Annotated in this window: 17 protein-coding genes and 1 pseudogene; 14 read left to right on the top strand and 4 right to left on the bottom strand. The window is 70.4% G+C overall.

The annotated features are described in order from the left end of the window. Positions 1-142: 142 nt before the first annotated feature. Together ACWD4J_RS10970 and ACWD4J_RS10965 are read left to right on the top strand one after the other, a co-directional pair. Positions 143-862 (top strand): helix-turn-helix transcriptional regulator, encoded by a 720-nt coding sequence (locus ACWD4J_RS10970; RefSeq protein ID WP_451395029.1) that lies wholly within the window; start codon positions 143-145, stop codon positions 860-862. A gap of 238 nt (positions 863-1,100) precedes the next feature. Further along, positions 1,101-3,518, top strand: a complete 2,418-nt coding sequence (locus ACWD4J_RS10965) for a SpoIIE family protein phosphatase (RefSeq protein ID WP_451395028.1) — start codon at positions 1,101-1,103, stop codon at positions 3,516-3,518. A 230-nt stretch (positions 3,519-3,748) separates the two neighbouring features. On the opposite strand, the gene ACWD4J_RS10960 is transcribed toward ACWD4J_RS10965, so the two are convergent. Next, positions 3,749-4,066, bottom strand: a complete 318-nt coding sequence (locus tag ACWD4J_RS10960; protein ID WP_451395027.1) for a hypothetical protein — start codon at positions 4,064-4,066, stop codon at positions 3,749-3,751. A gap of 209 nt (positions 4,067-4,275) precedes the next feature. On the opposite strand from ACWD4J_RS10960, the pseudogene ACWD4J_RS10955 reads away from it, so the two are divergent. Together ACWD4J_RS10955 and ACWD4J_RS10950 are read left to right on the top strand one after the other, a co-directional pair. Next, a pseudogene (locus tag ACWD4J_RS10955) lies at positions 4,276-4,761 on the top strand (MMPL family transporter); the annotation flags it as partial. Between the two features lie 73 nt (positions 4,762-4,834). Continuing rightward, positions 4,835-6,127: an MMPL family transporter gene (locus ACWD4J_RS10950; RefSeq protein WP_451395026.1), complete on the top strand. Its 1,293-nt coding sequence runs from the start codon at positions 4,835-4,837 to the stop codon at positions 6,125-6,127. 309 nt (positions 6,128-6,436) lie between these two features. Here the strand turns inward: ACWD4J_RS10950 and ACWD4J_RS10945 are convergent, their stop codons facing one another. Next, positions 6,437-7,048, bottom strand: a complete 612-nt coding sequence (locus ACWD4J_RS10945) for a TetR/AcrR family transcriptional regulator C-terminal domain-containing protein (protein ID WP_451395025.1) — start codon at positions 7,046-7,048, stop codon at positions 6,437-6,439. 248 nt (positions 7,049-7,296) lie between these two features. After that, on the bottom strand, positions 7,297-7,992 hold the full coding sequence (locus tag ACWD4J_RS10940) for a TetR/AcrR family transcriptional regulator C-terminal domain-containing protein (RefSeq protein WP_451395024.1): 696 nt from the start codon (positions 7,990-7,992) through the stop codon (positions 7,297-7,299). 158 nt (positions 7,993-8,150) lie between these two features. Between ACWD4J_RS10940 and ACWD4J_RS10935 the strand changes: the two genes are divergently transcribed. From ACWD4J_RS10935 to ACWD4J_RS10905, 7 genes are all read left to right on the top strand, one after another. Further along, positions 8,151-9,143 (top strand): zinc-binding dehydrogenase, encoded by a 993-nt coding sequence (locus tag ACWD4J_RS10935; RefSeq protein WP_451395023.1) that lies wholly within the window; start codon positions 8,151-8,153, stop codon positions 9,141-9,143. Positions 9,144-9,279: 136 nt separating this feature from the next. Next, on the top strand, positions 9,280-9,798 hold the full coding sequence (locus ACWD4J_RS10930) for a VOC family protein (RefSeq protein WP_451395022.1): 519 nt from the start codon (positions 9,280-9,282) through the stop codon (positions 9,796-9,798). Positions 9,799-9,822: 24 nt separating this feature from the next. Next, positions 9,823-10,332, top strand: coding sequence for a carboxymuconolactone decarboxylase family protein (locus ACWD4J_RS10925; protein ID WP_451395021.1), 510 nt, complete (start codon positions 9,823-9,825; stop codon positions 10,330-10,332). A 50-nt stretch (positions 10,333-10,382) separates the two neighbouring features. Beyond that, complete coding sequence (locus ACWD4J_RS10920; RefSeq protein ID WP_451395020.1) at positions 10,383-11,483, top strand: hypothetical protein; 1,101 nt, start codon at positions 10,383-10,385, stop codon at positions 11,481-11,483. 313 nt (positions 11,484-11,796) lie between these two features. Further along, the gene (locus ACWD4J_RS10915; protein ID WP_451395019.1) at positions 11,797-12,036 is read left to right on the top strand and encodes a hypothetical protein; all 240 of its coding nucleotides are present in this window, start codon (positions 11,797-11,799) and stop codon (positions 12,034-12,036) included. 255 nt (positions 12,037-12,291) lie between these two features. Then, complete coding sequence (locus tag ACWD4J_RS10910; RefSeq protein ID WP_451395018.1) at positions 12,292-14,673, top strand: fibronectin type III domain-containing protein; 2,382 nt, start codon at positions 12,292-12,294, stop codon at positions 14,671-14,673. A gap of 101 nt (positions 14,674-14,774) precedes the next feature. Beyond that, positions 14,775-15,509, top strand: coding sequence for a hypothetical protein (locus tag ACWD4J_RS10905; RefSeq protein ID WP_451395017.1), 735 nt, complete (start codon positions 14,775-14,777; stop codon positions 15,507-15,509). A 238-nt stretch (positions 15,510-15,747) separates the two neighbouring features. Here the strand turns inward: ACWD4J_RS10905 and ACWD4J_RS10900 are convergent, their stop codons facing one another. Further along, positions 15,748-16,134, bottom strand: coding sequence for an integrase core domain-containing protein (locus tag ACWD4J_RS10900; protein ID WP_451395016.1), 387 nt, complete (start codon positions 16,132-16,134; stop codon positions 15,748-15,750). Positions 16,135-16,780: 646 nt separating this feature from the next. On the opposite strand from ACWD4J_RS10900, the gene ACWD4J_RS10895 reads away from it, so the two are divergent. The 3 genes from ACWD4J_RS10895 to ACWD4J_RS10885 all read left to right on the top strand — a co-directional run bounded on the left by ACWD4J_RS10895 (position 16,781) and on the right by ACWD4J_RS10885 (position 21,164). Beyond that, entirely contained in the window at positions 16,781-20,161 is a 3,381-nt protein-coding gene (locus ACWD4J_RS10895) for an ALF repeat-containing protein (protein ID WP_451395015.1), read from the top strand. Between the two features lie 48 nt (positions 20,162-20,209). Continuing rightward, a complete protein-coding gene (locus ACWD4J_RS10890; RefSeq protein WP_451395014.1) occupies positions 20,210-20,596 on the top strand; it encodes a hypothetical protein in 387 nt (128 codons plus the stop codon). 64 nt (positions 20,597-20,660) lie between these two features. Continuing rightward, positions 20,661-21,164, top strand: coding sequence for a hypothetical protein (locus ACWD4J_RS10885; protein WP_451395013.1), 504 nt, complete (start codon positions 20,661-20,663; stop codon positions 21,162-21,164). Positions 21,165-21,199: the final 35 nt, after the last annotated feature.

Genomic DNA, 21,199 nt, shown 5'->3' with positions numbered 1-21,199 from the left:
GCGGCCTGCTCCAGCCTCACACCGGGCGAGCGGCGCCCGACGCCCCGCTCCTACCAGAATTGGTAGTCGACACTCGTCGGCAGGGCTTGCCCGCGTATCGATCCGGCGCCCGAGGCGACGTCTCACGCGAGGAAGGACTCGAATGGACTGCGCGGAGCATCGCCCGGACAGCCCGCCGGACGGCCTTCCGGCCACCCATTCCCCGGTGCCGGACAGCGCGGCGGCCGTCTTCTGGCGCAACCGCGCCACCGGCCTGTTCGACCGCATCCCGCTGCCCGCCGCCTTCTGCAAGGCCGACGGCACCATCCTGCGGGCGAACCCCGCCCTGGCCGCCGAATGGGGGGAACTCGCGGGGTCGTTGCGCGGGCGCAGCGCCCTGGACCTGTTCCATCCGGAAAGCAGGGACCAGCTCCGCTCGATCGCGGAGGCCATCCGCCTGCACCGCCGGTCGCGCTACCCGGTCGCCGTCCGCTGGACCACCGCGAGCGGCGTCGAGCGGCGCGGGGAGGTGAGCGTCGACCTGGTCGACGACACCTCCACCGACGAGCCGAATCTGCTGGTCATCGTGCGCGTGGTGGAGGAGCTGCCGATCGGCCCTGCCATCCCTGCCGACGCGGTGGCGGACACCGAGGTCCGTATCCTCGCCCTGACCGCGCATGGTGCCACCGCGGCCCAGATCGCCTCGACCATCGGCCTCACGGCGGACGGGGTCAACTACCACCTCAAGCAGCTGTCCCACCGCTGGGGCGTGTCCGGCAAGGCAGCCCTGGTCGCCCGCGCCTACGTGGAAGGGATCCTGGCACCCGACGTCTGGCCGCCGATGCCCGCCCGGACCGCCGATCCCCGCAGTTCGGGCAGGTGAGCCATCCCCGACCCGACGCCGCACACCATGCTGTGGCGCCTGCTGGCGGCGGTCGCCGCGGCCCTGTGAACACCCGCCCCGCAGGCCTGTCGGTGCTCAGACGGTCAGCCCGGCGGACAAGACGCGCAGGCTTTCTCGCCGACGGAGCGAGGTGGATCGTCAGAGGGACATGAGACTCCGAGGGAACCATAATGGGAACGCCCTCCTCTGGAGCAGCCGCACTGCCACGAGGAGCAAGATGAGCACCTCAACCGGCCACAAGGGCGACGGGGCTTCCCCTTTCGATACCCCGGCAGCCGCTGTACTCGACGAACAGGGAATGGTGCTGCGGTGGTCCCGTACGGCGGAGGAGCTGGTGGGGCGCACGGCCGGAGAGGTCTGTGGTCACCCGGTCCGGGAACTGCTCGCAGACATTCCCGGCCTGCCGCACGCAGCCGCGGTCGGTGACACCGGAATTCCAGCGTCGGGCCGGGCGGGGCTGCGGCACCGGTCCGGCGGGACGATCGACGTGACGTACCGGGTGATGCGGCTCGCGTCCTCCGAGCTTCTGGTCCTGGCGATCCCCACCTCCTGCGTGACGGATCGCGAACAGAGCGTTGCCTTCGCGCGGGCACTGTTCGCCCAGGACGTGATCGGGGTCGGTATCCACGACACGGACCTGAACATCGTGCGGACCAATGTCACTCCCGAGATGTTCGGCGGACCTGCCGTACCTGCGGGCAGCCGCCTGCGGGACGTGATGTCCGCCGAGGACGCCGAGGCTGCCGAGGCCGCGCTGCGCCAGGTGCTGGAGACGGGCGTGCCGGTGGTCGCGAGGGAGCAGCGGATGCGGTCCCCGCTCGTTCCCGGGCGGCAGTGGACGCTGTCGCTGTCCGCCTTCCGGCTGGAGGACGAGCGGGGACGCCCGACCGGAGTCGCCGCCGTAGTCGTCGATGCCACCGAACGGGAGCGGGCCCGCCGCCACCTGGAACTCCTCCATGAGGCCTCCGCCCGGATCGGCGTTTCTCTCGACGTCCGCCGCACCGCGCAGGAGCTGGCCGACGTCCTCGTTCCCGCCTTCGGGGACCTGGCGGCAGTCGCGCTCGCCGACGCGGTGCTTGACGGCGACGAGCCCCCGAAGGTGCTGGGCGGCGGGGAACTGCACCAGCGTCGGGTCGCCGTGGCCTCGGCCACCGGGCCCTTTCCCGCCGCCCTCGTCCAGCCGGGCGAGCCGGTTCCGCGGTTCCCGGACGTCCCCGCCCTGCGCGGCATGCAGCACGGCGAGACCGTGGTGCTGTCCATCGAGCAGGGGATCGCCATGCTCGGCGACCCGCGACTGATTGAGCGGTACGCCCCGAGGGGTGCCCATTCGATCGCCGTGTCCCCCCTGTCCGCGCGCGGCCTCATGCTGGGCGGCGTCATGGTCTGGCGCACCGAACGGCCCGAGCCCTTCGACGAGGACGATGCGAATCTGCTGCAAGAGATCACGTCCCGGGCCGCTCTCGGCGTGGACAACGCACGTCGGTACACCAGGGAACACCGTGCGGCTGTCGCGCTGCAGCAACGCCTCCTGCCCCCGGCCCTCGCCGACACCCCGGCGGCTGAGACCGCGGGCGTGTACCTCCCAGCGGGCGGCGGCGCGGGGGTGGGCGGCGACTGGTTCGACGTCATCCCCCTGCCGTCCCTGCGGCTCGCCCTCGTTGCGGGTGACGTCGTCGGCCATGGCCTGCACGCCACCGCCACCATGGGCCGCCTGCGCACCGCCGTCCAGACCCTGGCCGACCTGGAGCTCGGACCCGACGAACTCCTCGCCCACCTGGACGACCTCGTCCAGCGCCTGGCGGCCGAGACGCCCGGCGACCACTGGGACACGGTCGGCGCCACCTGTCTGTACGCCGTCTACGACCCCCTCACCCGCAGCTGCACCCTGGCCTCCGCCGGACACCCGCCCCCCTTGCTGGTTCTGCCCGACGGCACCACCCAGGTCATCGAGATCTCCCCCGGTCCGCCCCTCGGGGTCGGCGGCATGCCGTTCGAGACGACCACCATCGACCTGGCCCCCGGCAGCCTCCTCACGCTCTACACCAAGGGCCTCATCCACCGGGACGACCACGACATCGAAGCCGGCCTGCGCCGGCTGACAGCCGACCTCCTCACCCGCTGCCGCCCTGGCGACGCCCTGGAGGACTCCGGCCGCGCTCTCCTCGCCGATGTCGCTGATCACCCGCCTCGCGACGACATCGCGCTGCTGCTGGCCCGCACCCGCGCCATACCGGCAGAGAACACCGCCAGTTGGGAGTTCGAGGCCGACCCTGCCGTCGTGGCCGACGCCCGGAAGGCGACCGCGCGTCAGCTCGCCGCCTGGGGGCTGGAGGACCTGGGCTTCACCACCGAACTCGTGGTCAGCGAGCTGGTGACCAACGCCGTTCGCTATGCCGGCGGACCGGTCGGGCTCCGACTCATCCGCGAGAACGTCATGGTCTGCGAGGTCACCGACCCGAGCAACACCCAGCCACGCCTGCGTCGGGCCCGCACCACCGACGAGGGAGGCCGCGGCCTGTTCCTCGTCGCCCAGCTCACCACCCGGTGGGGCTGCCGTTACGGTCAGCGCGGCAAGACCATCTGGGCCGAGCAGCCCCTTACCGCAGCGGCCAGTACACCCGTGTTGCCGCTATGAGTGACGCGCTTGGGCAAGATCCGTTTAAAGACGGCCCTGGGCCCGCCCTGTGCAGCTCCGCTGTCGTCCAATGGCCGTCGTCCTCCACCGGTTCGCCGTCGGTCGGCTTCAGCCCGTAACGGTCCGCCTCATGCTTTACCGCCCGGGCACAGCCGTGGCCCGCCCCGGCGGAAACGGGGACCGGGCTTGGGACGAACAGGTTGACGCCGAGCGAACCGCCTGCGGTCGGTTCAGCCGGCGTCGCCCCCGGGCGTGCGGTCGGCTGTCGCTCCTGGCACCGCTTCGGGTTCCGGCGCGGCAGGAAACAGGGTGGCGGCCCCAGCCCGCAGGAATGCCATGGCCCCGTCGATGTCGGCGTGCTCGGGGTGGTGGCACAGCTCGCTGATGATCGCCGCCGCGGTGGTGGCCACCATGCGCGGGCCGAAGGCGCCTGGCGCGCTGCCGCTCTCTACGGCGAACAGGCGTGCGCCTTCCTGGACGACTTCCGCCAGGCGTCCGTTACTGACGGCCCTGAGCTGCGGATTCAGGTCAAACATCCGCTCGGACAAGTCGTCGAGGTCGCTCCGGTTGGCGATCTCCTCGCGCAGCCAGTGCTCGAGCGCGTCCAGTGTCAGCCAGCCCTCCCGCCGCTCGCGCAGGGCAGTTCCGAGGCGCTCTGCGAGTGCCTCGGAACGGGCCAGCGCCAGTTCCAGCTTGGACGGGAAGTACAGCGTGACCGTGCGCGGCGAGACCTCCGCCGCCTCGGCGATGTCGGACGATGTCCGCGGACAAGCGGATCGGCTATGCCGACGTCCGCTTCCGGCAGGCCGCCGCCGACGTCACTCAGCAGGCCAAGGACTCCCTGAGCAGCGCCATGACCCAGGCGCGGAACGCGGGCCTGGAGGTCGAGTACGGCGGAACGGCCATGAAGCCCCAGACCAAGGTCGGCGGGCCGGCCGAACTCGTCGGCGTCGTCATCGCCTTCGCCATCCTGGCCCTCACCCTCGGCTCACTGGTGGCGGCCGGACTGCCCCTGGTGACCGCCGTGGTGGGCGTGGCCATCGGTGTACTGGGCGTGAAGTTCATCTCGACGTGGGTGGAGATCACCGGCACGTCCACCGTGCTCGCCCTCATGATCGGCCTCGCGGTGGGCATCGACTACGCCCTGTTCATCATCTCCCGCCACCGCGAACAGCTCGCCGACCCCGACATGGACGCCGAGGAGTCGATCGCGCGGGCCGTGGCGACCGCCGGCAGCGCGGTCGTCTTCGCCGGCGCGACCGTCATCATCGCCCTGGCCGCCCTGTCCGCCACCGGCATTCCCCCCCCTGGCCGTCATGGGCCTGTCCGCCGCCGCCACGGTGCTGATCGCCGTCCTCATCGCCGTCAGCCTCATGCCGGCCGTTCTCGGCCTGTTCGGCGAGCGGCTGCGGCCCCGCGCCAGGCGCCCCCGCACCGGCCGCCGCGAGCGCGTCCCCGGCGCCCGGGGTCTGGCCTGGGCCCGCACGGTCACCCGCAGGCCCCTGATCGTCCTGCTGGTGGGCGTGATCGCCCTGCTCACGCTCGCCCTGCCCGCCCGCGGCCTGCGCCTCGGACTGCCCAGTTACGCCTCGGAGCCCACCGCCAGCACCCAGCACAAGAGCTACGACCTGCTGTCGAAGGGCTTCGGACCGGGCTTCAACGCCACCCTCGTCGCCGTCGTCGAGACGAAGGACATACCTGCCGGGGACATCACGGCCACTGTCACGGACCTGCGCACGTCACTGGCCAAGGACTCCGACGTGGCGACCGTCTCCAAGCCGGTCCCCAACGCCGACAAAAGCCTCGTCGTCATGGCCGTAGTACCGAAGACCGGACCCGATGCCCAGGCCACCACCGACATGGTCAGCCGCCTGCGCGGCAACGCCCCGGCCATCGCCAAGGCAGGCGGCACCCTCTACATCGCCGGCCAGACCGCAGCGGCCATCGACGTCGCACACAAGCTCTCCGGCGCCCTGCCCGGCTTCGTCGCGATCATCGTGATCCTGGCCCTGATCCTGCTCACCCTCGCGTTCCGTTCGCTGCTGGTCCCGCTCAAGGCGGCCGTCGGATTCCTGCTCTCTGTGGCCGCGGCCCTCGGCACCACGGTCTGGGTGTTCCAGTACGGCCACCTCAACGGCCCGCTCGCCATCCCCTCGGCCGCTCCGATCACCAGCTTCCTGCCCGTCCTGCTGATCGGCGTCCTGTTCGGACTCGCCATGGACTACGAGGTCTTCCTCGTCAGCCGCATGCGCGAGCACCACGAGAACACCCTGGACCCACCGCAGGCCGTCGTCCACGGCGTCGCCCGCAGCGGGCGCGTCGTCAGCGCCGCCGCGCTCATCATGGCCGCGGTCTTCGCCGGGTTCATCTTCAACGAGGACCCCGTCATCAAGTCCATCGGCTTCGCGCTCGCCGTCGGCGTCCTCATCGACGCCTTCGTCGTCCGCATGACCCTCGTCCCCGCCGCCATGGCCCTCCTCGGCCGCCGCGCCTGGAGCCTGCCCCGCTGGCTCGACCGCGCCCTGCCCGACGTCGACATCGAGGGCGCCAACCTCCCCGATCACACTGCGGAGAAGCACACCGAGCGGAGTGAGGTGCCGGTGGGGTGAGGTGCCGGTGAGGTGAGGCCCCTGCCGCCGGCATCCCGGAAGAAGCCGCCGGCCCGTTCAACCCAGCCCGTACACCGTCGGGAGCCGAAGCCGTACGGCGCGACTCCCGACGGGTCGGGCAACGGGCCAGGCGCGCCGGGGAAGTCCGTGCCGCGGGTGAGGATGTCCATGGCGCCATGGCCCCGGCAGGGTGACCAAGGAGCAGAGGAGGGCGCACGTGTCACTTTCGATCGCGGCGACTATGGCCCGGCCGCTGGAGTGGCCCGGCTCTTGTTCATCCGCCCGAGTCCGGTCCCGGGCCCATCAGGGTCACGAACGCGCTTCGGCGCGGCGGCGGACCGCGTCGAGGAGAAGCTCCAGGCCGAACTCCATCTCCGCTTCGTGGTCGCAGACGGCCAGTTCGGTGGCCGCGGCGGCCACGGCGGGCAGCCCGCTGTCGACGAGTTCCTGCTCGCGCATGGCGATCAGGCCCGGGATGGCGCCGGCGTACGTCGGGGCGAACCCCACCTCTCGCGAGAGGGTCCCGATCAGGAAGGCGATGACGGCCCGCAGGACGTGCACCGCAGCGGCGCCTTCCAGGCCGGCGCGATTCAGGAAACGCAGCGCGGCCTCCACCACCGGCATGGCCGCGGGCGCGTTCAGGCGCCGGGTCAGCACCAGGGGCGCGGAACGGGGATACTCCAGGGCTGCGGAGCGGAACGCCCTGGCCAGACTGCGCAGTCCGTCCTCCCACGACATCTCGTCCACGTCGGGGATCACGATGCCCTGCAGAATCACGTCCGCCATGGCGTCGAGCACGTCGGCCTTGTCGTCAACGTGGTTGTACAGCGACATGGTCCGCACCCCCACCGCCGCCGCGATCTTGTGGAGCGACAGCTTCTCCATGCCCTCCGTCTCGGCCACCACCAAGGCCTGACGCACGATCTCCTCCCTGGTCAACGGCCCACGGCGGGTCATCCTCTGCGCCATCACCCATCCCTCCGGTCAGCGGTCCATCCTTGCGCCTCTATCAACTTATCTCATAAGTTTCAAGCGCTGTGAGCCGGCGGCTTCCATCCCGGCGGCCGCGATGAGCTCCTCCGGCGCATCCCGGATCTGCTCGGCACGGCGCAGACCACGCTGCCGCCGCCTTCTGCTCTCTGATGCCCGTGCGTCCCCGACGGGCGGGCTCACGAGCATGCTCCTCTCGGCCCTCCGTCGTACGGCACCCCCACCCGGACCGCCAGACCGGCAATCAGCAGTTCGATGCCGTGCTCGAACTCGGCCTGGTGGTCGCTCACCGCAAGATAGGGGGCAGCAGCGGACAGGAGAGGATCACCCACGGCGGCCATCTCGTCGACCCGTCGCGCGACCTGGTCCGGTTCGACCGTGCCGACGGTGATGGCCGAGCCCAGTTCCCTCATGATCATGCCGACGGTGAAACCGGCGAAACTCCGCACCACGTGAACGAGTTCCTGGGGCGAGAGGCCGAGTTCGGGAAAACCGGCCAGGGCGCACCGGACGTTCTCCAGGGCCGCCGGTGACTGCGTCGGCCGGGTGAGAACCAGAGTGAACGCCTTGGGGTGCCGCAGAGCCGCGGCCCGGAAGGCGGCAGCGTATGACCGTGCGCGCTTCTGCCAGGTTCCCGCATCAGCCCCCGACAGGTCGATCCCACCCAGCAGCGTCTCCGCAACACCGTCCAGCAGGGCGTCCTTGTTCGGTACGTGGTTGTAGAGCGACATCACTTCGACGCCCAGCTCACCCGCGAGTTTCCGCAAGGAGAAGGAGTCCGGGCCGTCCCGGTCGATCGCCGCAAGGGCGGCGTCGATGACCTTGTCCCGCGTCAGGCCGAGCCGCCTGCCCCGGCCGCTTCCTCGGACTTCCATCCAGCCGCCTCCCCTGCCCTTGACATGACTTATTCCGTAAGTCTAGCTTGAGGAAACGGCGTACATACACCGTAAGTATTGAGAGCTTGTTACCTGCGCATCACCAGGCGAGCACGCTCCTTTCCACGCCTCTTCCATGTCTCAACGGAGAACCACTGATGACCAGCACCATGCGGGCGCTCATGGGCGGCGCCGGACCCGAGTGGGACGTCCGGGACGTCGACGTACCGACACCGGGGCCGGGACAGATCCGCGTCCGCGTCCGGGCCGCCGCCGTCAACCGGGCTGACCTGTACATGCTGCAGGGCACCTACAACCCCCGGGCGAAGACAAGCGACCTGTTCACCGCCGGCCTCGAATTCGCCGGTGAGGTCGACGCGATCGGCGCCGACGTGCGGCCCTGGGCCGTCGGCGACCGGGTCATGGGGGTCACCCTGGGCGCCTTCGCCCCCTACGCCCTGGTCGACCACCGGCATGTGATCACGGTGCCGGAGTCCCTGTCATGGACCGACGCCGCGGCCCTGCCCGTGGCGCTGGCGACCGAGCACGACGCCCTCGCCCAGGGCGGATTCCGCCTGAAGCAGAGCGTCCTCGTCGTCGGCGCCACCTCGTCGGTCGGCCTGATCGGCGTGCAGCTGGCCAAGGCGCTCGGCGCGTCCCAGGTCATCGCGACCACCACCTCCGACAGCAAGGCCGACGCCCTGAAGTCCGTCGGCGCGGACGTCGTCGTCAACACGGCGTCCGAGAACCTCGCCGAGACCGTGGCCGGCGTCACCGGCGGCGCCGGGGCGGACCTCACCCTCGATCACGTGGGCGGGCAGCTCTTCGCCGACACCTTCCTGGCCACACGCATCGGCGGCACCGTCGTCAACGTCGGACGGCTGGCCGGCGCCGAGTCCACCATCGACCTCAACCAGCTGTCGTTCCGCCGACTTCGCGTCATCGGCACGACCTTCAGCGTGCGCACGCCCGACGAACTCGCCGACGCCTGCGCCGCCCTCACCGCCGATGTCGTACCCGCCATGCAGGAAGGGCGGCTACGAGCCGTCGTCGACCGCGTCTTCGCCTTCGACGACGCCAAGGCGGCGGCGGACCACATGCGTTCCAACACGGCCACGGGAAAGATCGTGCTGGAGATGCCGGCGTCATGACGGGCACCGCCACCCCCTCTGGGGAGCGCGGACACCGACGTGACCGTACTGGCTCCGCCGCCCGCCGCATCGCCGTCGGCGGAATGACACCACTCGCACACGCCAATGCCCCGCAGAGGGAAAAGAGAGTCGCATCATGAGTCGCATTTTCGGGCAGATCGCCCAGATCGGATACGTCGTCCGCGACCTGCACGCCGCCATGGACTTCTGGGTCGCCCAGGGCGTCGGCCCCTGGTTCTACCAGGAGCCGGTGTCGCTGGACTGGTTCCAGTACCGGGGCGCCGAATCCGGCATGCAAATGGCCGCCGCGGTCGCCAACTCCGGTGACGTACAGATCGAGTTGATCCAACCGCTCAACGACGAGCCATCGATCTACAAGGATTTCCTGGACGCGGGGCACGAGGGCGCGCAGCACGTCGCCTACTGGACGAAGGACTACCAGGAGCTCTACGACCGCGCGCTGTCCCTCGGCTACACCGTCGCCCAGGAGGGTGCGATCCAGGGCGGTCGGTTCGCCTACCTCGACACCGAGACGCACCCCGGCACGGTCATCGAGATCTCCGACATCGGGGGCGCCAAGGGCGAACTCTTCGCGGCGCTGCGGGAGATGGCGGCCCAGTGGGACGGCACCAACCCCATCAACAAGGTCGGCTGACACCGCCGCACGAAGGAGAAGACCATGGAATACCCCGACCTGACCGTACTCCCCGCCGACCTGCAGAAGGTCGCCGCCGAGCGGTCCGCCGTCAACATCTACCGCATGGTGTTCCACTCGCCCGCCCTGGCTCCCGCCTTCCTGCAGATGGCCGACGCAATCTTCCAGGGAGCTCTGCCCCACCCCTTGCGCGAACTCGCCATCCTCCGGGTCGGACACGCCTACCAGGCGCCGTACGAGATCCACCACCACGAGAACATCGGCCGGCTCCTCGGCCTCGACGAGGGCGGCATCGCCGCCGCTGCGACCGGTTCGGCCGAGGGGCTGTCGGCGGAACAGGCAGCGATCCTCGCCCTGACCGACCGGTTGCTGGAGCAGCACACCCTGACCGAGGCCGACCGCGCCGAGGCGCTCTCCTTCCTCACCGCCGGGCAGCTCTCCGACCTGGTCCTCACGGTCGGCTTCTACCAGCTGGTGTGCAACTTCCTCAACACCTTCGACGTGACGACCGAGGGCGAGAAGGCCCCCTACTGAACCCGGCTGACGCCTCTCAAAGCCCCTGCTCACATCGTCCAGGAGGATCGATGAAGCTCGCCTGGCAGGACTCCGACGTCCTCGACATGCCCACTCTGGGCACCCGCGTGACCGCGTTCGACGGCCTGACCGAGGTACCCGGCGGATACGGCGCCAAACTCGCCTGGGCCCGCGCTCAGGCCAAGGCCTTCCGCGCCGAGTTCGCCGCGACCGGCACCCCGGACAACGTCACGACCTGCGACCTGATCACGCTGCCGTACCCGACCAAGTTCGGCCTGTTCCGGGCCAGTCGGGCGATCGCCCCGTTCCTGTCGATCACCAACCGCATGCTGGTGGTGCGGTGGACGGAGAGCGACGGACGGAAACGGGTGCTGCTGTTCGAGCCCAGCGATCACGAACTGGGCCAGAACACGCCGTACTTCGCCGCCCTCGTCCGCCGCACCCCCGGCCCGTTGCGCAACCTGCTGACCACGGAACACGGAACGGTTCTGAGTCACTTGGCCCGGCTCGGCATCAAGCCGGAGGACGTCGACTACCTGCTCTTCGACCACCTGCACACCCAGGACCTGCGCCGCTGGGTCGGCACCACCAGCGCCCAGTCCGACCTCGGCGGCGTCGTGCAGCCCGCCTTCCCCAACGCCAAGGTCATCGTGCAGCGGCACGAGCTGCTGGCGATGTCCCAGTTGCACCCGCTGCAACAGCCCTGGTACCAGCCGCAGACCTACCAGGACGTGCGGCCGGACGCGTTCCTTGCCGTCGACGGTTCCCTGATCCTCGGCCCGGGCGTCGCCGTGATCGAGACCCCGGGGCACGTGCTCGGCAACCAGACCCTCGTCCTCAACACCTCCACCGGCATCTGGGCGAGCAGTGAGAACGTCATCGCCGCCGAGTGCCTGACCCCCGAGTACTCCCGTATGCCGGGCATCGCCCGCTGGGCCCGCACCTGGGGCCAGGAGGTGGTACTCAACGCCAACACCATCGAGACGACCGCCGACCAGTACAACTCGCTGATCGTCGAGAAGACGCTGGTCGACCGCTCCCAGGCCGACCCCCGCTTCCTGCAGTTCTTCCCCTCCAGCGAGCTGACCGCCTCCTGGGCCAACCCCGGAACGTCGCCCACCTTCACCCACAAGGCGATCGCACACTCGTGAGAGGGTGAGCCACCCGAAAGCAGTGCGGTCGCCAAGGACGTTCAGGACTCGGTCGTTCGTCGCCGGGTCCGCAAGCGAGACGCGGATGCCGTGGCGGGGACAGGGGAGTCGCCTGCGGTGAGGCGGGCATCGATGCGCCGGGCCGGCACGGAACGGGTGTGCGCGACACGAGCGGAGTCGGGATCCAGATCCTGGCCGATCCGGACGAGACCACGCTCGGGCCGCACCGCGTAAAGGAGCGAGCCGATACCGATACCGATACGGCCGCGACCCGCACCTGCAGGTCTTCTGCCACCAGCACTCCCTGTCCTACGTGTTCGCCGTCCCCGTCGACCTGCCCCTTCAGGGTGTGCCGGGCGCAGCCCGCCAGCCGGCCGTCGAGCGGGCCGGGGACCTGGAGCACTACGCCAAGAGCCGATACCAGTGGGAGCGCCGCTCGTTGGGCGGGGGCGCCAAGGGCGAACGCCTGCATGACAAGTACAACGTCCGCATGACCCGCCTTGGTCTGCGCGTGGTCTACGCGCAGACCGTACTGCACGAATGGGATGGCTGAGCCCTGACGTTCGACGCCGTCCGACGCGGCGAACCTAGGGCGGCCGCCACCACCAGTGCCCCCAGGCGCCCTCTGCTCCCGCGGACCCCGCCATAGACGTGGCTTGTCTGTACGCTGACAAAGAGAATGGTTTCCTCTAGCCTCAGGAGCTCCGCCTTGGTCACCCGGGCCATCGCGCGAGTTGATCGCCCCCCACATGATCCGCCGTCATGCTGCCCGAAATCACATGGATGAAATGGTTGAAGGGGAGGGGTTATGCGGAAGAGGCTCATCCGTTCTCGCTTAAGAGTGAAAGCGATACTTCTGTCGATCGCGGTTCCCGTGGCGCTGGTGAACCTGCCGGCCACTGAGGCGCAGGCCGCCGATCAGGTGCGGCTCCCGCCGGCTGCGTGCGCGGGAATGACCGCGCCAGGGGACGACGGGAACTCGATCGACGACGAGAACCATGCCGCCATCCGGCTCGACCTGCCGGCTCCCGATGAGGAGGTGGCGGTCGACGAAGAGGGCAAGATCGACCTCTCCGGCTTCCTGCACAAGCAGGCGAGCATGGTCGACGTCTCGATGGGCCGGGTGGTGACGACCGACTTCACCATCGGTCCGCCGCCGGAGGGCGAGTCGGGGTGGGCCTCGTCGTGGGAGACGCGCCTTCGTCCGCCGCAGCTCGGCGAGAACCTGGTGTGCACCCGCGCCGAACGTGAGCCGAAGCGGTTCGCGCGGATCCTGCGGTCCTTCACCATCGTTGACAGGATCGCGCCGAGCAACGTCACTGGCCTGACCGTCGGCGACATCACGCACAACGCGGCCACGGCCAGCTGGGCCGCGGCCACCGACAACTACGGCCTGGCCGGCTACGACGTCAGCGTCGACGGCGGGCCCGCGGTGCGGACCAACAGCGCGACCCGCTCGTACACCATGACCGGTCTGCCCCCTGAGACCGAACACACCGTGTCCGTCGTCGCCGTCGACCTGGCCGGCAACAGGTCGGCCGCACCCGCCACGGCGACGTTCCGGACCGCCGCAACGCCGCCCGACCCCGATCCCGAGCTGACGCTCGATGTGGAGGACGGCGGTGCCACGGCCACGTGGCAGCCCGATCCCAACGGGGACGTCACCTATCGCACCTTCCTGGACGGCGAGCTCCTGGCCGAGTTCCCGATGAAGCAGTACTGCCTGGACGACGAGGGCAATCCGGCGGACCCGTGCACGGCGGAGAGCGTCATCACCTACCCCATCGAGTCGCTGGAGTCGGCCACCGCGTACTCGTTCCGCGTCGAAGCGATACAGGAGGACGGCACGAAGTGGCGGGACTTCTCCGGCGACTTCACCACCAAGACGGTCGAACCCGCGGTTCCCGACGCGGTGACGCAACAGATCACCAGCGAAAGTTCGCAATGCGTCGCGCAGGGCGGTGACTTCTACATCGCGCAGAGCGTACGTGCCGACGTCACGGTGCCGGAAGGCAGCACCGAGGTGTTCCCCGGCTGCTACACCGCCGCGAACGCCAGTTGTGTCGACGAGCACATGCCGCCGGACGAGGACGAGAAGTTCGACTGCACGGACGACGTCACCAAACTGCTCCGCGATGTGTCGTCGCCCGGCGGTGGACCGGCGCTCTCTTCGCTCTCTTCGTCGAGCGGCTCCACCGACGAAGTGACCCCGATGTTCAATCCGGGCAACCCGGTCCAACCGGTCGTCTGGTGCCTGGAGAGCCGCGCCTGCACGCTGCTGCTTGCGCCGCCGGTGGAGGCGGCGGCGGGCGCTGCGGCGTCGACCGTTGTCGCCGCGGTCATCTACTGGGTTGTCGTGCTCGCCGCAGCGATCGTCGTGGGGGTGCTGCTGGGAGCGCTCTGGTCGATCATCGATGCCTCCCCGATAGCCATCGGCGGACTCCTCGAGTACCCGATCGACTACACCACCGACTTCGACACCTACGACGACTGGGGCCTCGAAGAGGGCCAGTGGTACCAGAGTTTGGCGGCCTACGCCCAATTGATCACGACGACGAAGGAGGCAACCGACGAGTACGACCTTCCCTTCGCCTGGACCACCGCGGAGGACTCGTACATCAGGCGCACCATCGACGAGGCTTGTGCTGCCCAGAAGAACGCGGAGAGCAGCATCGCCCCGTGCGACGATGACGTCGCCTTCTATGTCCCGGGCGGAAAGAACTACCGGTTCAGGGATATGCAGGAGACCGGGGATCACATCGTGGAGGCCATGGACTACCAGCAGCCGGAGGCCGGGCAGCGCGTCCAGTGGCTCGCTCCGGGACGCAGCCAGGGCGGCCAGGCGGCGCGGAACGCCGGCTATTCACGTGGCTGGTTCGACACGGCGCAGTTCCAGCCGAACGCCTGCACGGGGCGGGTGGCGAAGGTCTGTGACGAGTTCCCGTTCTGGACGACGGACCAGGCGGTCAACCTGTCGGGCCCGACCGCATCGATGAAGCCGGTGCCGCTGGCGGAGGCGGGGCCGCAAGGCTCCGACATCTCCGGGTTCTACCGGAAGTGCAAGGTGAAGGACACGGAGAAGTTCATCGTGCTGCCGCTCAAGTCGTGGGTCCAGGCGGGCGCGCCGAGCTTCGGCTTCCGGGTCAACGGAAGCGGTGCCAACCTGTGCATGAAGCCGGAGCGACCGTAGTACGTCGGTACGTAGGTACGTAGGCAGCCTGCCCGCCCGCTGAGCGCCGGCTCAGCGGGCGGGCGCTGCCCAAGAACAGGTGCGAGATCAGGAGGTTGACCGTGCTGGATGACATGTCCGTGCTGCGTGAAGCGGTGGCGGGTTACCGGGTGGCAGCGACAGCCGCAGGCCTCACCTGGCCCAAGGCCGTCGCCGCGTCCGAGGGGCAGCCACCCGAGCTGGTTCACCGGCTCTTCGACGTGGACCGCATCCCGGAGCAGGTGACGTGGCTCATGTCCCAAGGATGGGAGGGGCGACTCCTGCCTGGCGGCGGACTGGTCATGCCGTGGCCGACCGACGGCGGGGCGCTCGACGACCTGTCGCTGTCGATCGGCGTTCCGTTCCCCTGGCGGCACCAGCTGCCGCTGTTCCACTTCGAGCACGTCTACTTCACGATCGTGCTCACCGGTGACCACGAGGGCGAGATCTGGCGGTACACGATCCCGCCCGACACCTGGGACGCGGCCCGCGCAGCCACCAGCCTGGCCTCGCTGTTCACGACGTGGACGAGGGCGATAGAGGTCGGTTTTGTGCACCACGACAGCGAGCACAACCGCTGGCTCACGGTCGGAGACGGCTCCGGCAACGACGACGACACCATCCGCGAACTCCAGCAACTGGCCCCCGGCCTGGACCCGTTGGCTTTCCCGATCTACATGCCCGACCACCCGCTGACACGAGCCCGACAGGTCGAGTGCGGCGTCGACATGAGCAGCGTCGACGAGGACCGGGCCCCCGAGATCATGGAAGAGCTGCTGGACGAGATTGACGCCATCCGCGCCTCCATCGGCCTCTGACGACCCGGGCTCGGCCTCCGACGACCCGGGAAGCCATGGATCCACCCCGGGATCTCACGGTCGGTCTGCATAGTCGAACAGCGCCGCGCACCGCCCTACCCGCACCATCCGCCGCCCGCACGCACCCCTGCCGAACGCTACGCGCTCCAGCACGCAGCTGCGCCACCAAGAGAATGAACCGCTCCGGGTTCGCTGGAGATGATGTGCCCCGGCTTACGTGGAGTCGGGTTACTGGATCCTAGGCGATTGAGGGGGCTGCCCTCAGTTCGAACTCGATGGGTGTGAGCATGCCGAGCGCGGAGTGGCGACGTTGCCGATTGTGGAAGATCTCGAGATATTCGAAGATCGCGTTGGCCAGTTCCAGGCGGGTGCGCCATCTGCGCCGGTTGAGCAGCTCGGTCTGCATCCGGCCCCAGAATGATTCGATCATGGCGTTGTCGTAGCAGTCGCCGATCGTCCCCATCGAGGGGACCATGCCGGAGGCCCGGGCCCGTTCGCTGATGCCGAGGTCGTGGGCGATCTGCCGGATCGGCCTCCCGGCTTCGACGAGATCGAGGACCTTGCGCCGGAACTCGGCCGGATAACTACGGGGCAATGAAGCCTCCTTGAGGGTCTGGAGCATCATCTGTCCAGCAAGGTGACTCCACCAGACCCGGGGCACATCAGAGTCCCTACCGAACCCGGAACGGTTCAGTCATGCCGGGCCAGGAGGCCGGCGGCCCTCTTGCAGGACCGCGAAGAAGGTAACGGGGGTAGCCCCGTGGGGCCGGCGGCGGCCGTTCGGGGCCGCCCGGGTTGTCCGCGCCGCGCGGGTGGGGTTCCTGAGTCTGCATAGGTGACCCGCGACGGCCGGGAAGGGCTGCACGCCGACGACCGGAAGTTCTCCACGACGTGGATCACGTGAGCCCTGTCGCCTGCAAATGTGGCACGCATCACGCCGCACCCGTACAACCTTGTCGGCGTATTCAAACCGTGATCACGACCGAGAGCCATGCCGGGGTGGTGGATCGAGACATCTCCTGTGCGCCGGATCGGAGAACGCTGTGCGTCGCCGCGTGTATGGCACATTTACTTGTCGGCATATCCCACCCGACGTACGGTTCGGGCTCGCGGTCCGCGGCGGCTTTCGCGGTGGAGAGTCCCCTGCGAGGCATTGGTCCAACTCCCCTTCCGTGGCTGGAATTTGACGTTCCGGATCGCTGGTACCTTCACGGACTTGTCAGGTGGCCGTCAGGGCCGCAGGTTCGGACACCGTGGGGTGGCACCGGAACATGCACGTGAAACAATGGAGTAGACGAGGGTTCCTGAGAACGGTCGTCGGCGGCTCGACCGCCCTCGCGGCCGTGACCGCACTCGGCCTGGACGTCCTCGTCCCGGCCACCGCCGCGATGGCCGACGACGCCGACACGGCGGCGACACTGCCGGACACGGACCGGGCAAAGGCCGTTCTCGCCTACCGGCAGGGCGGCACCGCCACCCGTGCGGCCGCGGCCGCCGCACTGACCGGCACCGACGACGACATCACGGCGTTCCTGACCACCACGCTCGCGCAAGTCCGCGCCGAGGACAGCCGACTCGCCGTGCTCAACGTCCTCCACGAGGCGGGCGCGGGGGTGCGCACCGCCGCCAACACCGCCCTGTCCGGCACCGACGACGACATCGCCGCGTTCCTGGAGTCCGGATACGAGGCCCCGCTCCTGGAGGACCAGCGCGTCGCCGTCCTCACCGTCCTGAACACCGGCGGCAAGGCCGTCACCAAGGCCGCGCAGGCCGCCCTGGACACGGCGACCGCCGCCGCGTACAGCACGTTCCTCACCTCCGGCCAGTACACGGCCCGGCAGGAGGACGAGCGCACCGAAGTCCTGAAAATCCTCGCGGCGGGCGGCCCCGAGGTGCAGACGACCGCCGAGCGCGCCCTAAACGGCACCGCCGACGACATCCGCCAGTATCTGACGACCGGTCAGCACATCGCCCGTGCCCGCGACCAGGAGTCCCTCACCATCGGCCAGCTCGTCACGGTCGCCCAGGAGGCCGGGACCCGCGCCCAACTGGAGACCGACGCCGCCGTCGAGGCGTCCACCCGCGCCCAGGAGGCCGCGCAGGCCGCGAAGGAGGCCGCCGAACAGGCCGCCGACGAGGCCGAGGCCGCCGAGGACGACGCCGCGAAGGCCGGGGCCGCCGCGGGCCGCGCCGCCGAGGCCGCCCAGGGCGCCGCGAAGGCCGCCCGCACCGCGATCAGCGCCTCGAACACCGCCGTCACCGCGGCCGCCACCGCCGCGTCCGCCGCGCGGGCCGCGTCCGCCGCGGCCGCCACCGCGGGGCACGCCGCCGCCACCGCCTACTCGGCGGCGATCGCCGCGTCGAAGGACGCCGCGCAGGCCGCGGCCGCCAAGAACGCGGCCACCGCCGCCCGCGCCGCCGCCGAAGGGGCCCGCACCGCCGCCCTGGCCGCCGACGCAGCCGCCAACGCCGGGGACGCCGCCGCCGCGGCCGGCACCGCCGCCGCCAACGCCGCCCAGCACTCGGCCGCCGCGGCCGCCGCGTCCGCGACCGCGGCCGCCGCCGCCGGGGTCTCCGTCGCCCAGGCGCAGCGCGCTAAGGCCGCCGCCGCTGAGGCGGACGCCGCCGCCGACCAGGCCACCGAGGCCGCGGGCCGCGCCAAGTCCCTCGCGCAGACCGCCGCGTCCGCCGCCCGCAAGGCCCGCGACTGGGCCAACAGCGCCGCCGACCACGCGGACGCCGCCGCCGACGCCTGCGACGAGGCGTACGCGAATGCCGGCAAGGCCCTCGACTACGCCACGAAGTCCACCGCCCACGCCGCCGCCGCGATCGAGGCGGCGAACGTCGCCAGTGATGCCGTCGCCGACGCCACCGACGTGTTCGAGACGGCGCGGGCCGCCGAGGCCGCCCGGATCGCCGCCGACCTGAAGATCGGCCTCGTCGAGTCGGCGGCGATGGCCGACGACGAGCAGACCGCGTTCGACGCCATCGAGGACCTGGTCACCGAGCAGGGCCGCACCGACACGGACACCAAGGACCTGCTCGCCCGGGCCGCCGACGCGATCGCCGCCGGAAACGACACCGACGCTGCCACCCTCGGCCGCCAGGCTGCCGTCAACCTCCTGGAATCCAAGGGCAGTTGGACGTGCTCGGCTGCCGAGTACGCGCTGTCCGGCACCGACGGCGACATCCTCGCCTGGCTCGACGCCGACCGCTCCCTCGCAGTCGACCAGGACAACCGCGAAAGCATCCTGTTCGCCGCCCAGCTGGGCTCTGCCGACCTCGCCGACGCCGCACAGGCCGTCCTCGCGCAGGACGACGCGGACGCCGTCACCACGTTCCTCACCACGGGCATCCACGACGTACAGGCCGAGTCCTACCGCGTCGCGATCCTGAAGCTCATGGACGGGGCGGGCAGCGCCGTCACCGCCGCCGCCAACGACGCCCTCGACGACGGCGGTGTCGACGCGCTCAGTGCCTTCATCTTCTCCGGCTACCGCACCGCGCAGCTGGAGGACGACCGCGTCGCCACCCTCGCGATCATGAACGCGGGCGGCGCCAACGTGCAGGCCGCCGCGCAGACCGCGATGGCCGGCACGGCCTGGATGCGCCGCGACTTCGTCACGACCGTCCAGCACAAGGCGGCCCAGCTCGACGAGGACTCCGCCGCGCACATCGCCGCGATGCTCGCCGCGATCGCCAACGCCGCCCGCGTCGCCGCCTTCGCCCAGCAGGACGCCGCCGTCGCCTCCCAGGCGGCGGCCCTGGCCCGGAACGCCTCCGACGAGGCCGCCGACTGGGCGACGAAGGCCAAGGCCTCCTCCGACGCGGCCAAGGTCTCCGCTCAGGAGGCACTCGACCAGGCCGACGCCGCCGACGCCTCGGCCGCCTCGGCCGCCGCCTCCGCGAACAAGGCGTCCGCCGCGGCGGCCACCGCCCGCGGCGCCGCCCGCCGCGCCAACTACTCGGCCAATCAGGCCGTTTCGTCCGCCTCCGCAGCTCTGGCCTCCGCCGCGAGCGCCCGCACGTCGGCCGCCAGTGCCCGCGCGTCGGCCATCGAGGCGGGCAAGGACAAGGTGGCCGCGGCCGCCGAGGCGTCCGCCGCCAACGCGGCCGTCGCGGCCAAGCGCCGCGAGGAGCAGGCCGCCGCCGCGGCCGCCGCCGCCGCGCAGGCCCGCAAGAACGAGGCGGACGGCACCGACCCGGCCGACAGCTCCGGCAACGACGGCGTCGACGCGCCCGGCGACCCCGACGAGGTCGGCGAGGAGTACTCCGAGGAGGAGTACTACGAGGGCATGGCCAACGACTGGGACAAGGTGGCCGTCGCCACCGGCCTCATCGGCGCCGGCTCGCTGGCCATCCCGGTCGTCGGCGAGGTCGTCGCCCCGATCCTCGGCGGCGTCTCCCTGGTCGCCGCCGGCATCGCCGCCTACTACACGTACCGAGCGTACGGGGTGACCAGCCCCGAGTTCGGGGAGGCGCTGGGGCACGTGGCACTCGACCTGATCGGCGGCGGTGTCGCCGGGGCCGTCGAGGCATCGGGCGTGGAGTCGGCGGCCGCGACCGCGGTACGTGTCGGCAGCGAGGCAGCGTCCAAGGTCGTCGGCATCTTCACCACCGACTGGTCCGACGTCGACTGGACCCCCTGGTAGGCCGGCCGCCTTCCCCGCCCCCGCCCGTCCAGCTTCCTGAGGAACCCCGTGCACCACGACCCGTATCTGCCGACCGCGTTCTGGATCGCCGCCGCCGCGGTCTCCACCGTCGTCCACTGGACGGTGTTCACCCGCTGGATGCCGACCCGCACCACCCGCCTGCGGGCCGCGAGCGCACCCGTGCTGCTCGCGGTCCCGGGCTACGCGGTGGTGTCCGTCGGGGTGCTGCGGCCGGTGGAGCTGCTGTCGCTGTACACGTTCGGCCTGCTGGGGTTCGTGGTCGGACTGCTCGGCCGGCACAAGGAACTCGCCCGCCTCGCCCTCGACCAGGAGCGAAGCGGCCGCACCGGCGACAACGGGCCCCCACCCGCGATGGTGTGCCAACTGCTCGCCACGCTCCTGGTCCTGTGCGGCATCTCGCTCTTCGTCTACTGACCTTTTTCTTCACTGACCGGATCCAGATCCAGAACGACCCGCAACGACAAGGAATCCGACACCGATGCGATTCAGACGTCTCATAGCCACCGCCGCCGCGGCGCTCACCGCCGCCACCGGCATGTGGGCGGCCGGCACTTCCGCCACCCCGGCGACGCATGCCTCGTCCACCATCTCGGTGGCCGACGAGTCCCCCGGCTACGCCGTCGAGGACTTCAACTACCCCGGTGCCGACGCGATCCTCGCCGACCTGGGCATCACCCTCAAGCGCGGCGACGGCCACATCACCCTCGCCGACTGCGTCACCGACACCGGCCAGCTGGAGGTGTGGGCCCGCAGCCAGGACAAGATCTGCTTCAACGTCACCGGCAACTCCGGCTGGCTGACCCTGGAGATCCCCTCCGTCTACGGCATCAAGGGCAACGACTACACCACCGAGGCCACGATGACCGTCGACGACGAGACCACCACGTACGACATCACGCAGAACGCCTGGACCGCGGTGGGCGAGAGCGCCGACGCGGAAGGCCGCGAGTTCATGCTCGTCGAACTGCGCACCTCCAAGTAACGCTCATAACCGGTCAGTTCGCTCTCGCCGCCCTT

The sequence above is a fragment of the Streptomyces sp. NPDC002577 genome (assembly GCF_053594815.1).
This window is presented reverse-complemented; position numbering and strand designations above follow the sequence as displayed.